The organism is Micromonospora humi, from assembly GCF_900090105.1.
Classification (GTDB): domain Bacteria; phylum Actinomycetota; class Actinomycetes; order Mycobacteriales; family Micromonosporaceae; genus Micromonospora; species Micromonospora humi.
The window spans coordinates 236,995-251,155 of record NZ_FMDM01000002.1; the positions used below are offsets into that span (position 1 = coordinate 236,995).

General features: G+C 72.8%; 11 protein-coding genes. 2 read left to right on the forward strand and 9 right to left on the reverse strand.

The genetic code is table 11. The features are described 5' to 3' along the window. Positions 1 to 10 precede the first annotated feature (10 nt). The gene (locus tag GA0070213_RS04165) at positions 11 to 1,252 is read right to left on the reverse strand and encodes an ROK family transcriptional regulator (protein ID WP_091057450.1); all 1,242 of its coding nucleotides are present in this window, start codon (positions 1,250 to 1,252) and stop codon (positions 11 to 13) included. 118 nt (positions 1,253 to 1,370) lie between these two features. Between GA0070213_RS04165 and GA0070213_RS04170 the strand changes: the two genes are divergently transcribed. Beyond that, positions 1,371 to 2,723, forward strand: a complete 1,353-nt coding sequence (locus GA0070213_RS04170; protein WP_091057452.1) for a glycosyl hydrolase family 18 protein — start codon at positions 1,371 to 1,373, stop codon at positions 2,721 to 2,723. 42 nt (positions 2,724 to 2,765) lie between these two features. Here the strand turns inward: GA0070213_RS04170 and GA0070213_RS04175 are convergent, their stop codons facing one another. After that, on the reverse strand, positions 2,766 to 4,238 hold the full coding sequence (locus GA0070213_RS04175; RefSeq protein ID WP_091057455.1) for a M1 family metallopeptidase: 1,473 nt from the start codon (positions 4,236 to 4,238) through the stop codon (positions 2,766 to 2,768). An 80-nt stretch (positions 4,239 to 4,318) separates the two neighbouring features. Here GA0070213_RS04175 and sthA point away from each other — a divergent pair, with 80 nt between their 5' ends. Then, positions 4,319 to 5,722, forward strand: coding sequence for a Si-specific NAD(P)(+) transhydrogenase (sthA, locus tag GA0070213_RS04180; RefSeq protein WP_091057460.1), 1,404 nt, complete (start codon positions 4,319 to 4,321; stop codon positions 5,720 to 5,722). A gap of 4 nt (positions 5,723 to 5,726) precedes the next feature. On the opposite strand, the gene GA0070213_RS04185 is transcribed toward sthA, so the two are convergent. From GA0070213_RS04185 to GA0070213_RS04215, 7 genes are all read right to left on the reverse strand, one after another. Next, positions 5,727 to 6,701 (reverse strand): DUF4034 domain-containing protein, encoded by a 975-nt coding sequence (locus tag GA0070213_RS04185; RefSeq protein WP_245716251.1) that lies wholly within the window; start codon positions 6,699 to 6,701, stop codon positions 5,727 to 5,729. Positions 6,702 to 6,845: 144 nt separating this feature from the next. Continuing rightward, positions 6,846 to 8,633: a gamma-glutamyltransferase family protein gene (locus GA0070213_RS04190; protein WP_091057467.1), complete on the reverse strand. Its 1,788-nt coding sequence runs from the start codon at positions 8,631 to 8,633 to the stop codon at positions 6,846 to 6,848. 11 nt (positions 8,634 to 8,644) lie between these two features. After that, positions 8,645 to 9,631 (reverse strand): ABC transporter ATP-binding protein, encoded by a 987-nt coding sequence (locus tag GA0070213_RS04195; protein ID WP_091057471.1) that lies wholly within the window; start codon positions 9,629 to 9,631, stop codon positions 8,645 to 8,647. Next, on the reverse strand, positions 9,628 to 10,638 hold the full coding sequence (locus GA0070213_RS04200; protein ID WP_091057474.1) for an ABC transporter ATP-binding protein: 1,011 nt from the start codon (positions 10,636 to 10,638) through the stop codon (positions 9,628 to 9,630). The genes GA0070213_RS04195 and GA0070213_RS04200 overlap by 4 nt, the downstream gene beginning before the upstream one ends. Then, the gene (locus GA0070213_RS04205) at positions 10,635 to 11,516 is read right to left on the reverse strand and encodes an ABC transporter permease (RefSeq protein ID WP_091057477.1); all 882 of its coding nucleotides are present in this window, start codon (positions 11,514 to 11,516) and stop codon (positions 10,635 to 10,637) included. The genes GA0070213_RS04200 and GA0070213_RS04205 overlap by 4 nt, the downstream gene beginning before the upstream one ends. After that, the gene (locus GA0070213_RS04210) at positions 11,513 to 12,457 is read right to left on the reverse strand and encodes an ABC transporter permease (RefSeq protein WP_091057481.1); all 945 of its coding nucleotides are present in this window, start codon (positions 12,455 to 12,457) and stop codon (positions 11,513 to 11,515) included. Before GA0070213_RS04210 ends, GA0070213_RS04205 begins: the two co-directional genes overlap by 4 nt. Continuing rightward, positions 12,454 to 13,995, reverse strand: a complete 1,542-nt coding sequence (locus tag GA0070213_RS04215; protein ID WP_091057484.1) for an ABC transporter substrate-binding protein — start codon at positions 13,993 to 13,995, stop codon at positions 12,454 to 12,456. Before GA0070213_RS04215 ends, GA0070213_RS04210 begins: the two co-directional genes overlap by 4 nt. Positions 13,996 to 14,161 lie beyond the last annotated feature (166 nt).

Here is a 14,161-nt window from a genome sequence, read left to right on the forward strand (position 1 = left end):
TCGGCGACGGTCACCGGCCACGCGGCCGTCGCGCGGGCGCGATTCGAACCGCCGGTTCGCGCGGCACGCCGCCGTCGCGCAGCAGCCGGGTCATCGGCAGGGTGGCCGCGCCCATCGCGACCGCGTCCGGTCCGAGCCGGCACAGCTCGATCGAGGTCTGGGCGTACGGCTGGCGCAGCGCGTGCCGCGCGGTGGCCTCGCGGATCGCCGGCAGGTGCCGCTCGCCCAGGGCCAGCCCGGCCCAGCCACCGAGCACCACCCGCTCCGGGTTGAACAGGTTCACCAGGTTCGCCACCCCGGCGCCCAGGTAGCCGACCGTCTCGTCGATCACCTTCGTGGCGGTGCGGCCGGTGCCGCGCAGCAACTCGCCGAAGGCGGTCTCCTCGTCCCCGCCGGCCGCCGGGCGTCCCCGGTTGGCCTGCCGGTACCGGTCGAGCACGCCCTCCGCCCCGACGTACGCCTCGAGGCAGCCGTGGTTGCCGCAGCGGCAGCGCCGGCCCTCGTACACGATGGTGGTGTGGCCCCACTCGCCGGCGCTGCTGTGCGCGCCGCGGTAGCCGACGCCGTCGGCGACCACGGACGCGCCCACGCCGGAGCCGACCAGCGCGACCACCGCGTGCCGGACGCCGCGACCGGCGCCGAACCACATCTCGGCCTGCCCGAGCGTCTTGGCGCCGTTGTCGACGTGCACCGGGACGTCGGTGCCGGCACGCAGCATCGCGCCCAGCGGCACGCCGTCCCAGCCGAGCGTCTGGGCGTGCACCACGGCGTCGGCGGTGCGTTCGACGGTGCCGGAGACGGCGACCCCGAAACCGAGCACCGCCGCCGGGTCGACGCCGGCCTGTTCGGTCACCGCCGCGAGGCCGTGGCGGAGGTGGTCGGCGACGCGCGCCGGGTCGGGTTCGGCGGCGGAGATCGGGTATTCCGCCTTGGCCAGCGCGGTCATGCTCAGGTCGAACAGCTCGACCTGGACCCGGGTCTCGCCGACGTCTGCGCCGACCAGGTAGCCGTAGCCGGGCGCCACGCGCAGCAGCACCCGGGGGCGGCCGCCGTCGGACTCGACGGAGCCGGCCTCCTCGACCAACCCCTCCGTGATCATCTCGCCGACCAGGTTGCTCACGCTGGCCAGGCTCAACGCGGTGGACTGGCCCAGCTCGTGCCGGCTGAGCGGCCCGTCCAGCCAGATCCGGGTGAGCAGGACCGACCGGTTGGCCCGGCGCATGTCGCGCACCGTGGTGCGTCTGGCGTCCACGTCCGCCGCCGTCCTTCCCGCATTTTCACGCCCTGAACGAAGTGCTGACAGACTACTGCCCATTTACATTTAACAAAGTTAACTGATAGCCTCCGCCGCATCGATGAGGAGGTATGTCATGGGACTCCGACGCGGGATGACCGCTCTGCTCGGTGGGGTCGCGCTGCTCGCCACCGCCCTCCCGGCCACCGCCGCCACCACCCTCGCGGGCGGCACCACCGCGCTGGTGGCCTGCGACGCGCCGACCTGGGCCGAGGGCGTCACCTGGACCGCCGGCAGCCGGGCCGGTTACGCCGGCCGGCTCTACCAGGCGTTGGTGACGCACACCCCGCCGGCCGGCGCGGGCTGGACACCGGCCGCCGTACCGGCGCTCTGGACCGACCTCGGCGCCTGCACCGGCGGCACGCCCTCGCCGAGCCCGACCACCCGGCCACCGTCACCCACGCCCAGCCCTTCCCCCACCCGGACGCCCACCCCGACGCCGACCGCGACCCCCAGCCCGACCACGCCCGGCGGCGACACCTGCGCGCTCAGGTCCCGGCCCGCCGGCAAGGTCCTGCAGGGCTACTGGGAGAACTGGGACGGCGCGGCCAACGGCGTGCACCCCGGGCTCGGCTGGATCCCGATCGCCGACACCCGGATCACCGGCCACGGCTACAACGTGGTCACCGCCGCGTTCCCGGTCATCCGCGCCGACGGCACCGTGCTCTGGGAGGACGGCATGGACGCCGGCGTCAAGGTGCCCACCCCGGCGCAGGTGTGCCAGGCCAAGGCCGCCGGGCTGACCGTGCTGCTCTCCATCGGCGGCGCCGCCGCCGGCATCGACCTCGGCTCCGCCGCCGTCGCCGACCGGTTCGTCGCCACCGTCGTGCCGATCCTCAAGCGGCACAACTTCGACGGCATCGACATCGACATCGAGACCGGGCTGACCGGCAGCGGGAACATCAACCAGCTCTCGCCGTCGCAGGCCAACCTGATCCGGATCATCGACGGGGTGCTGGCCCAGATGCCCGCCGGGTTCGGGCTCACCATGGCGCCGGAGACCGCGTACGTCACCGGGGGCAGCGTCACCTACGGCTCGATCTGGGGCGCCTACCTGCCGATCGTCAAGAAGTACGCGGACGACGGCCGGCTCTGGTGGCTGAACATGCAGTACTACAACGGCTCGATGTACGGCTGCGCCGGCGACTCGTACCCGGCCGGCACGGTGCAGGGCTTCACGGTGCAGACCCAGTGCCTGAACAACGGGCTCACCGTGCAGGGCGTCACGATCCGCGTCCCCTACGACAAGCAGGTCCCCGGCCTGCCGGCGCAGCCCGGCGCGGGCGGCGGGTACCTGGACCCGTCGCTGGTCGGCCAGGCCTGGCACGGAGTACCGGGCCTCAAGGGGCTGATGACCTGGTCGATCAACTGGGACGGGTCGAAGGGCTGGACGTTCGGCGACACCGTGAAGGCGCTCCAGGGTCGCTGAGCCGGTCCGGGGCCCCGCGCGTCGGCGGGGCCCCGGAGCCGGTCAGGCGACCGTGATCTGCTTGGGCGTGGTCTTCGAGTCCAGCCAGGCGTTGACCAGCTTGGTGAAGTCACGGCCGGTGCGCTCGTTGAGGAACGCGATGAACGACGCCCGGTCCTGCTGGGTGTTGCGCTGCTCCTGCACCCACGCCCGGGCCAGCGCGAAGAACGTCTTGTCGCCGACCTGCCGGTGGATCTCGCGGAGCATGGCCGCCGGGCAGAGGTAGACGTTGCCCTCGGCGAACCGCTTCGGGTCGGGCCGGCCGGGCGGGCCCAGCTTCTTGCGCAGGACGGCGTCGCCCTCGCGCAGGTAGCGGTCCAGGCTGGCCGCGCTCAGCTTGAGCGTCTCCTGGGTGTGCAGGTCCTGGGCGTACTTCGCCCAGCCCTCGTTCAACCACAGGTCGGTCCAGCTGGTGGGCGTGACGGAGTTGCCGAACCACTGGTGGGCGTACTCGTGCAGCAGGTCGCTGCCCCAGCGGTCCCGGCGGTCCCGGGTGTTCTCGATCTTCCCGCCCATGGTGATCATCTGCTGGGTCTCCATGCCCGAGGCGGAGTCCACCACCACGACGCCGCCGGAGGGGAACGGGTACGGGCCGAACTTCTTCTCCAGCCAGGCCAGGTACTGCGGGGACTTCTTCAGGTAGGGCACCAGCTTGTCGTCGACGCCCTTGCGGTACCAGTAGGTCAGCGGCACGCCGCGCGGCCCCTTGGCGGTCAGCTTCTGGTACTTCCCGACCGCGAGCGTGGTCAGGTACGTCGCGACCGGGTCGGTGCTGCGGTAGGTGAACGTGGTGCCGGACACTCCCGCCGGGGTGCCCCCGGCGATCGCGGTCCAACCCGCCGGGACGGTCACCCGGATGTCGTAGAGCGCCTCGTCGGCGGGCTGGTCGTTCGCCGGGTACCAGGTGAACGCGCCGAACGGCTCCTGCATCGTCCAGAGGCCGCCCTCCTTGGTGACGGTGAGGCCCAGGTCCTCCACGTCCTTGCGGTGCGACGGCATCGGCGTGCTCCGTGGCCGGCCGTGGTACCTGACCACGAGCGTCACCGGTCGGTCGGCGACCACCGGCGCGGACACCGTGAGCTTCTCCCGGGCCACCGCGGCGGTGACCGTCGCGCCGTCCAGCGTCACGCCGTCGAGCTGGTAGGGCATGAAGTCCAGGGTGAGATCCGGCGCGTCCCGGACCGGGCGGATCCGCAGCGTGGCGGTGCCGGTGAGGGTCCGGGTCGGCGGCGCCCACTGCACCGCCAGGTCGTAGTGCAGGACGTCCACCGCGTCGGTGCCCCGTGCCGGGTAGACCTTGTCGGCCACCGGCGTGGAGCGGCCCGCCTGCCAGGCGGTGTAGTCGACGGCGGGCGCGGTCGGGGTGGGCGTGGTCGTGGGAGCGGACGGGTCGGCGGCCGGCGCGGCGGGGTCGGTGGTGCACCCGGCGGCGAGCAGCGGCCCGAGAAGCAGGATCAGAGGTACGCGGCGACGCATCAGCGCACCCTACGGCAATGATCCACTTCTGGATGCCCCTCCGCTGGCGCGCGGCCGGACATGCTGCCAGGCTGTCGGTCGTGTATGACTACGACCTGCTAGTGCTGGGATCCGGGCCGAGTGGACAGAAGGCGGCCGTCGCCGCGGCCAAACTGGGGCGGCGGGTGGCCATCGTGGACCGTCGCGACATGCTCGGCGGAGTGTGCATCAACACCGGGACCGTGCCGTCCAAGACGCTGCGCGAGGCCGTCCTCTACCTGACCGGGCTCAGCCAACGTGACCTCTACGGCAGCAGCTACCGGGTCAAGGAGGACATCACGGTCGCCGACCTGGCGGCCCGTACCCAGCACGTGATCAACCGGCAGACCGACGTCATCCGCAACCAGCTCGCCCGCAACCGGATCGCGATGATCACCGGCACCGGCCGGTTCGCCGACCCACACGCCGTCTGGGTCGACGCCGGCTCCGGTCGTGAGGAGCGGATCACCTTCGACAAGGCGGTCATCGCCGCCGGCACCCGCCCGGCCCGCCCGGACAGCGTCGACTTCGACGACCGGACCATCGTCGACTCCGACGGCGTCATCAACCTGCAGGACGTACCACGCAGCATGGTGGTGGTCGGCGCCGGCGTGATCGGCATGGAGTACGCGTCCATGTTCGCCGCGCTCGGCACCAAGGTGACGGTGGTCGAGCGCCGCGAGCGGATGCTCGACTTCTGCGACGAGGAGATCGTCGAGTCGCTCAAGTACCACCTGCGGGACCTGTCGGTCACCTTCCGCTTCGGCGAGGAGGTGGCGTCGGTGGAGAAACACCGCACCGCCGCGCTCTGCGTGCTGCGCGGCGGCAAGAAGATCGTCGCCGACACGGTGATGTACTCCGCCGGCCGGCAGGGCCAGACCGACGACCTCGCGCTGGAGGCGGCCGGCCTCACCGCCGACCACCGGGGCCGGATCCAGGTCGACGCCGACTACCGCACCTCGGTCGAGAACATCTACGCCGTCGGCGACGTGATCGGCTTCCCGGCACTGGCCTCCACCTCGATGGAACAGGGCCGCCTCGCCGCGCAGCACGCCTGCGGCGAACCGGCGCGTGCCATGCCGGACCTGCAACCGATCGGCATCTACACCATCCCGGAGATCAGCTTCGTCGGGAAGACCGAGGACGAGCTGACCGACAGCTCCACCCCGTTCGAGGTGGGCATCGCCCGCTACCGCGAACTGGCCCGGGGGCAGATCGTCGGCGACTCGTACGGCATGTTGAAGCTGCTCGTCTCGCCGGGCGACGGTCGCCTGCTCGGGGTGCACGTCTTCGGCACCGGGGCCACCGAGATCATCCACATCGGGCAGGCCGTGATGGGCTGCGGCGGCACCGTCGACTACCTGCTCGACGCGGTGTTCAACTACCCGACGCTGGCCGAAGCGTACAAGGTGGCGGCGCTGGACGCCGCCAACAAGATCCGCAACATCACCCGGATCGACGGCTGACCGCTCAGGACAGGTTCTCGCGCACCCAGTCCCGGGAGCGGACGAACGCCGCCACCGGCTCCCCCACGTACCCCCAGGGCCACTCGCTGACCTGGTCACCGAGCAGGTCGAAGACCCGGGCGGCGGCCTCGAACTCGTGTGCCAGCTCCAGGGCGAGCGCGAACAGGCCGGCCCTGGGGGCCAGCCCCGGGCCGGGCCGGAACGTGGGGTGCAGGATCGACTTCTCGGCGGCGGCCACCAGCTCGGCGCCGACCTCGTCGGACCGCATGTACGCGTCGTCCTCCTCGGCCGGCAGCTCCAGCCACTTCTCGATGTGCGCGGCGGCGATCAGCGCCGGCAGCATGCTGCCCTCCGGCGCGCTCGCGGTCGCCGCCCGGGCCAGGGAGAACATGGCCTCCTCGGTGCCGAACCACTTCGGGCAGAGGTACTGCAACCGGTGCTCGTGCGCCACCTGGTGGCCGGGATGCCGGGTGACCACCGCGTCGAAGCGGGCCGCCGCCTCGTCCGGGTCGACCTGGCGGGCCCGGGACGTGGCGACCAGCCAGGCCCGGGAGGTCACGTCGTCGGGATCCCGGTCCGCCACCTCGTCGAGCAGGTTCTCCGCGACCAGCAGCCGCTTGTGGAACTCCCGGAACTGGTCCTGGCCGGTGTGCTGGGCGCGCTTGTTGCCGCGCGCCTCCCACGCCCAGTAGAACGCGTGGCAGCCGCGCACCAGCACCGGCAGCGTCGAATCCGGCTCCGCGGCGACCCACTCGCCGATCCAGTCCTGCACGCCGTCGACCCGGCCGGCGGCCTCCATCAGGTAGGCGCGGTCGTCCGGGTCGGTGACCGGGGTCAGCACGTCCCGGGCGGCCCGCCAGTCCCGCGTCTCCAGCGCGTCGACGAGCGCCCGCGCCACCGGATCCCCGAACGCCGGATCCATCACCGGCCCGCCCACCCGCTCCTGCGCGCGCCCCCGAAGCCGCCGAAACAACCCCACGACACTCTCCTCCCCCATGACTCGACCGCGAGATCGTAACCGCCGTGCGCCGATCCGTCGATCTTGGAGTTGCGGTCGTTGACAAAGTGGACATCCAGCCCGTCCGAGGCGCCACAACTCCAAGATCGACGGGCGGGGGTGGGGTCAGCGGCCGGCGGCGTAGCCCTGGGCGCCGCGGGGGTTGGCGGCGGCGGAGAGGACGCCGGTGCGCGGGTCGCGGGTGACCGCGCAGAGGCGGCCCAGGCTCCACGGGTCGGCGCGGCGGACGGTGTGGCCCTTCGCGCGCAGCCCGGCCAGCACCTGCGGGTCGAGGCGGTCCTCCACCACCAGCACGCCCGGCTCCACCTCGCGCGGGTAGAACGACGCCGGCAGGCTGGTGGTGTGCCACGCCGGCGCGTCGATCGCCGCCTGCAACTCCTGCCCGCCGGCCAGGTGGCGCAGCAGGAACAGCAGCTGCCACTGGTCCTGCTGGTCGCCGCCGGGGGTGCCGCAGGCCAGCACCGGCTCGCCGTCGCGCAGCACCAGCGTCGGGCTCAACGTCGTTCGCGGCCGGCGGCCCGGCCGCAGCGACGACGCGAGCCCCTCCTCCAGCCAGCACATCTGCAGCCGGCTGCCCAGTGCAAAGCCCAGCTCCGGAATGGCCGGGGAACTCTGCAGCCAGCCGCCGCTCGGGGTGGCGGAGATGATGTTGCCCCACCGGTCGACCACGTCCACGTGGCAGGTGTCGCCGCGGGTCACCCCGTCGGCCCGCACCGTGGGCTCGCCCGTGGTCGGGTCCTGCGGGCCGGCCCGCCGGGCGTCGTGCGCGCGCAGGTGCGCCGGGAGCCGGGGCGGCGTGCCCGCCGGGCTGCCCGGGCGCAGCTCGGTCGAGGCCTGGTCGCCGACCAGCGCGGCCCGCGCTCGCGCGTACGCCGACGACAGCAGCGCGTCGCCCGGGACGTCGGTGTCGCCATACCACGCCTCCCGGTCGGCGAAGGCCAGCTTGAGCGCCTCGGCCTGGGCATGGATGCCGTCGGCCGTGGACGGGTCGAGCACCCGGAGGTCGTCGAGCGCGTCGAGCGTCGCCAGCGTCTGCAGCAGCATCGGGCCCTGGCCCCAGAACCCGGTCTTCGCCACCGTGTGCCCGCGCCAGTCGAGCGTGACCGGCTCCTCCCAGCCCGCGGACCAGCCGGCCAGGTCGTCGCCGGTGAGCAGCCCGGCGTGCGCGCGACCGCTGGAGTCGCGGAACGGCAGACGGCTGAACGCCTCGACCGCCTCGGCGACGAAACCCTCCCGCCAGGCGCGCCGGGCCGCCTCGATCTGCGCCACCCGGTCCGCCCCGGCCGCTCGACCGGCGTCGACGAGTCGGCGCAGCGTTCGCGCGTACGCCGGATTGGTGACCATCTCGCCCGGCGCGGGCGGGCGGCCGTGGCGCAGCCAGAGCTGCGCGGAGGTCGGCCAGTGCTCGGTGAACAGCGACCGGACCCGGTCGATGGTCTCCCCGGCGGCGCCGACCAGCGGGTGGCCGGCGGCGGCGTAGCCGATCGCCGGCTCCAGCACCTCGGCGAGCGACCGGGTGCCGTGGTCGCGCAGCAGGAGCAGCCAGGCGTCCACCGCGCCGGGCACCACCGCGGCGAGCGGGCCGGAGCCGGGCACCAGGTCCAGCCCGAGCGAGCGGAAGTGCGCGATCGTGGCGCCGGCCGGGGCCGGACCCTGCCCGCAGAGCACCCGCGGGGTGGGGTCGCCGGCCGTGGCCACGATCGCGGGCACCTCGCCGGCCGGGCCGTTGAGGTGCGGCTCGACCACGTGCAGCACGAAGCCGGCGGCGACCGCGGCGTCGAAGGCGTTGCCGCCGCGCTCCAGCACGCCCATCGCGGACTGGCTGGCCAGCCAGTGCGTCGAGGAGACCATGCCGAACGTGCCGCGCAGCGTCGGGCGGGTGGTGAACGTCATCGCCGTCGATCCTACGCGGGCTCGGCGGCCCCGCCGTCGAGCGGGAACAGGCAGGCGGCGTGCTGGTCGGGGCCGACCTCGACCAACGCCGGGTCGGTCTCCGCGCACGCGGCGCGGGCCTGCGGGCAGCGGGTCCGGAACCGGCAGCCGCTGGGCGGGTCCACCGGGCTGGGGATGTCGCCGGAGAGCATGGTGCGGCGGCGTTCCCGCTCGACGGGGGGATCGGCCACCGGCACCGCCGACAGCAGCGCCGCCGTGTAGGGGTGGGCGGGGCGCCGGTAGATCCGCTCCGGCGGCCCGGTCTCCACGATACGGCCCAGGTACATCACCGCGATCCGGTCGCTCATGTGCTCGACCGCGGCCAGGTCGTGCGCGATGAACAGGTAGGTCAGCCCGAGGTCGCTTTGCAGGTGCCGCAGCAGGTTCATGATCTGCGCCTGCACGCTCAGGTCCAGCGAGGCGATCGGCTCGTCCAGGACGATCAGATCGGGCTCGCCGGCCAGCGCGCGGGCCACCCCCACCCGCTGCCGCTGGCCGCCGGACAGCTCGTGCGGATGCCGGTCGGCGGTGTCGGCGCGCAGGCCGACCAGGTCCAGCAGCTCGGCCACCCGCGCCCGGCGGGCGACCGCGGACCCGGCCAGCCGATGCACGGTCAGCGGCTCGGCGATGCTGTCGCCCACCGTGCGGCGCGGGTCGAGCGACGCCTGCGGGTCCTGGAAGACCATCGCCACGTGCCGGCGCATCCCGCGCAGGCGGCGCCGGGACAGGCCGGTCACGTCCGCGCCGGCCACCCGGACCCGGCCCGCCGTCGGGTCGACCAGCCGCAGCAGCGCCAGGCCGGCGGTCGACTTGCCGCTGCCCGACTCACCGACCAGGCCGAGCGTCTCCCCGCGACGCACCGCGAGGGAGACGCCGTCCACGGCGCGGACCAGGCCGGCCGGGGTCGGGAAGTGCACCGCCAGCTCGTCCAGTTCGGCGACCAGGTCCGCGGCTGTCATGAGGTCTCTCCCGGATAGAAGGTGCGCACCGTGTGCCCGGGGCCGACCGGCGTCAGCGGGGGCAGCTCGTGCTCGCACCGGGGGTCGGCGCGCACCGGGCAGCGCGGCCAGAACGCGCAGCCCGGCGGCAGGTCGAGCGGGCTCGGCGGGGCGCCCGGGATGGCCACCAGATCCTCGCCCCGCCGCGCCGGGTCCGGCCGGGCCGCGAGCAACGCCCGGGTGTACGGGTGCGTCGGCGTGTCGAACACCGCGTCGACCGGGCCCTGCTCGACGATCCGGCCGCCGTACATCACCGCGACGGTGTCCGCGATGCCGGCGACCACGCCCAGGTCGTGGGTGACCCAGACGACCGCCGTGCCGAGCCGCTGTTGCAGGTCGGCGACCAGCTCGACGATCTGCGCCTGGGTGGTGACGTCGAGCGCGGTGGTGGGCTCGTCGGCGATCAGCAGGTCCGGCTCGCAGGCCAGCGCCATCGCGATCACGACGCGCTGGCGCATGCCGCCGGAGAACTGGTGCGGGAACGCGTCGACCCGCTGGGCGGCGGACGGGATGCCGACCAGCTCCAGCAGCTCCACCGCCCGGTCGCGGGCGGCCCGCCGGGTCAGCCCGAGGTGCTCCTCGGCCGCCTCGGTGACCTGCCGGCCCACCGGCAGCACCGGGTTGAGCGAGGTCATCGGGTCCTGGAACACGAACCCGACGTGCCGGCCGCGCAGCTTTCGGCGGCGGTCGTCGGGCAGCGCGGTCAGCTCGGAGTCGAGCAGCCGCACCCGGCCGGTGACCGTCGCGGCGCGCGGCGCCAGCCCGGTGGCCGCGAGCAGCGTCATGCTCTTGCCGCTGCCGGACTCGCCGACCAGCGCGAACGTCTCACCGGCCCGGACCTGCCAGGACACGCCGGCCACCGCGCGGGCCGGCCCGCGCCTGGTGCCCACGGTGACGGTGAGGTCCTCGACCGAGAACACGGTCTTCTCGCTCGTGCCGGCGTCGAGCCTGCTGATCTGCTCGCTCATGGGGTGCTCCTGCGGGCCTCGCTGACGGTGAGCTGGCGCGGGTCGAGCACGTCGCGCAGCGCGTCGCCGACCAGGTTGAAGGCGAGCACGGTCAGGAAGATCGCCGCGCCCGGGAACACGCCCAGCCACCAGGCGTCGGTGACGAAGCCGCGCCCGTCGAACAGCATCCGCCCCCAGGCCGGCGCCGGCGGTTGGATGCCCAGGCCGAGGAAGGAGAGCGCCGCCTCGGAGAGGATCGCGAACGCCAGCGACAGCGACGTCTGCACGATCAGCGGCGCGGCGATGTTGGGCAGCACGTGCCGGCGCATGATCCGCAGGTCGGACGCGCCGATGGAGACGGCCGCCCGGACGAAGACCTGCTCGCGTACGGAGAGGACGCCGGCACGGGTGATCCGGGCGAAGATCGGCGTGTAGACCACGCCGATGGCGACCATGGCGGTGAGCAGGCCGGGGCCGAGCACCGCCACGATGGCCACCGCCAGCAACAGCACGGGGAATGCGAACAACACGTCCATGCAGCGCATCAGCACGCTGTCCAGCCAACCCCGGTAGTAGCCGGCGAACAGCCCGAGCGTCACGCCGGCCACCAGCGCGATGCCGACGCTCACCACGCCGACCTCCAGCGACACGCGGGCCGCGACCAGCACCCGGCTGAGCACGTCCCGACCCAGTTCGTCGGTGCCGAACAGGTGCGCCCCGCTCGGCGGTCGCAGCATCGCGTCCACGTCGACGTCGTTGACCCCGGCCGGGGCGAGCCACGGGCCGGCGACGCCCACCACGATCAGCAGCAGCAGGACGAACGTGCCGCCGACCGCGAGCGGGTCGCGGCGCAGCGCGTCCAGCACGCGGCGTCCGGTGCTCTCACGTCCGCCGCTCACTTGACCGTGATCCTCGGGTCGAGGCGGGCGTAGAGAATGTCCACCAGCAGGTTGACCAGCAGGAACAGCGCCGCGACGAGCAGCACCGCGCCCTGCAGGACGGGATAGTCACGGGCCTGCACGGCGTCGAAGGTGAGCCGGCCGATGCCCGGCCAGGCGAACAGCACCTCGATCACGATCACGCCGCCGAGCAGGCTGGCCAGTTGCACCGCGACCACGGTGACCACCGGGATCAGCGCGTTGCGCAGCACGTGCCGCAGGATCACCACCCGATTGCGCAGCCCCTTCGCCTCGGCGGTCCGCACGTAGTCGGCGGAGAGGACCTCCAGCACCGAGGAGCGGATGAACCGGGTGAGGATCGACGCGGTGACCAGGCCGACGGTGACCGCCGGCAGGGCCACGTGGCTGGCCCACCGGCCCGGGTCCTCGGTCAGCGCCACGTAGCCCGACGGCGGCAGCCAGCCCAGCACGCCGGCGAAGAGGATGATGCCCATGATGCCCATCCAGAAGTCCGGCACCGAGACGCCGAACTGGCTGAACACGCGGGCCGCGTGGTCGACCGCCGAGCCGCTGCGCACCGCCGCGACGATGCCCAGCGGGAACGCCACCAGCAGGGCGAACACCACCGCGGTGACGGCCAGCGACAGCGTCGCCGGCAGCCGCTCGGCCACGATCCAGCTGACCGGCTGGCCGGTGCGGAAGCTGACCCCGAGGTCACCGGTCAGCGCGTGGCCGAGGTAGCTGGCGTACTGCACCGGCAGCGGCTGGTCCAGGCCGGCGCGCGAGCGCAGCGCCTCGTACGTCTGCGGGTCGAAGCGGGTGCCGAGCGCCACCCGCACCGGGTCGCCCGGCACCAGTTGCAGCAGCAGGAAGACCACCAGGGTCACCCCGAGCAGCACGATCGCCGACTGCAGGACCCGCCGCAGGACGAAGCGGGTCACTTGCCGAGGGCGACCGAGCGGAACCGGATCGCCCGGTCGCTGCGGACGTCGTAGCCGGAGACCTTCTTCGACCAGCCCTGCACCACGTCCGGGTTGTAGAGGTAGAGGTAGCTGGCGTCGTCGACGATCAGCTTCGCGGCCTGCTCGTACGCCTGCTTGCGGGCGCCCTGGTCGGTCTCGGTCCGCGCCTGGTCGAGCAGCTTGTCCACCGCCGGGTTGGCGTACTTGTGGAAGTTGAACGTGCCGCCGCTGTGGTGCTGGGCGTAGTAGAACTCGTCCGGGTCGACGTTGCCGAGCCAGCCGAGCATGAACCCGCCGAAGTTGCCCTTGGCCTGCTCGTCGAGCCACTGGGCGAAGTCCAGCGTACGGATCTTCACGGTGATCCCGACGTCCTTGAGCTGCGCGGCGATGACCTGGGCGGCGGTGACCGTCTCCGGGTACTCACTGGTGACCATCAGGTCCAGGGTGAGGTTGGCGACGCCGGCCTGGTCGAGCATCTGCTTCGCCTTGTCCGGGTCGTGCGAGTAGGGCGCGTAGTCGTAGAAGAACGCGCTGCTCTTCGGGATGGCGGTCTGGTTGACGGTGGCGAGGCCGAACTTGGCCGCCTTGGTGATCGCCTCGCGGTCCAGGGCGTACCCGATCGCGCGCCGGACCTCGGGGTTGTCGAACGGCTTGCGGGCCTCGTTGAGCGCCACGTACCAGTAGTCGGTCGACGGCGCCGACTCGACCACCGGGTCGTCGCCGTCGCGCAACGACTTCACCTGCTGCGGCGGCAGGTTGTCGGTCCACTGCACCTGGCCGCTGCGCAGGTTCTGCAACGCGACGGTGGGGTCCTTGACGAAGGTGAACGTGACGCCGTCGAGCTTCGGCTTGTCACCCCAGTAGGCGTCGTTGCGGACCAGCTTGATGCTGTCGCCCGAGGTGTAGCCGGCGACCTTGAACGGGCCGCTGCCGACCGGGGCGGTCTTCACCTTGCCGGATTCCACGTTGGTCTTCTCGACGATCGCCACGCCCTTGAAGCCGCCGAGGTTGGCCAGCAGGTTCGGCGTGGGCGCGCTCAGCGTCACCACGACGGTGGCCGGGTCGGGGCCGGTCACCGACTTGACGGTGGCGAACTTGTAGGCGGTGTTCAGCTTCTGCTTGATGATCCGCTCGTAGGAGTAGACGACGTCCTCCGAGGTCAGCGGCGAGCCGTCGGAGAACTTCGCCCCGTCGCGCAGGGTGAACGTCCAGGTGAGCTGGTCTTCGCTGGTGGTCCACTTGGTGGCCAGCGCGGGCACCATCTTCAGGTCGGCGTCCGGCTCGACGAGCGTGTCGTAGACGTTCTCCAGGACCTCGAAGCTGTAGTAGGCCGAGGTCTTGTGCGGGTCGAGCTGGTCCGGCTCGCCGCCGATGGCCGCGTTGAGAACGCCCCCCGCGCCCCCGGCGCTCCCGCCGCCGTCGCCGACGTCGACGGCCTCGCCGCCGGTGCATCCGGACAGGACACCGACCGCGAGGGTGAGTGCCGCGCCGATCACGCCGAGCTTGTTCCTGGACATTGGCCCCCCTGCCGCTTTCCGAACAAAAGAAAGTTTCGGCCACTCTTCTCGCCGAGCGGGATGATGTCAAACGAATCGAGCCGAATCGACTGGTCGGCGCGCGGTTGCCGGCCGTCGCTGAACGGTGGTTCAATCCACCTTCCGCCACCGCGCGCAGGGAGTGCCG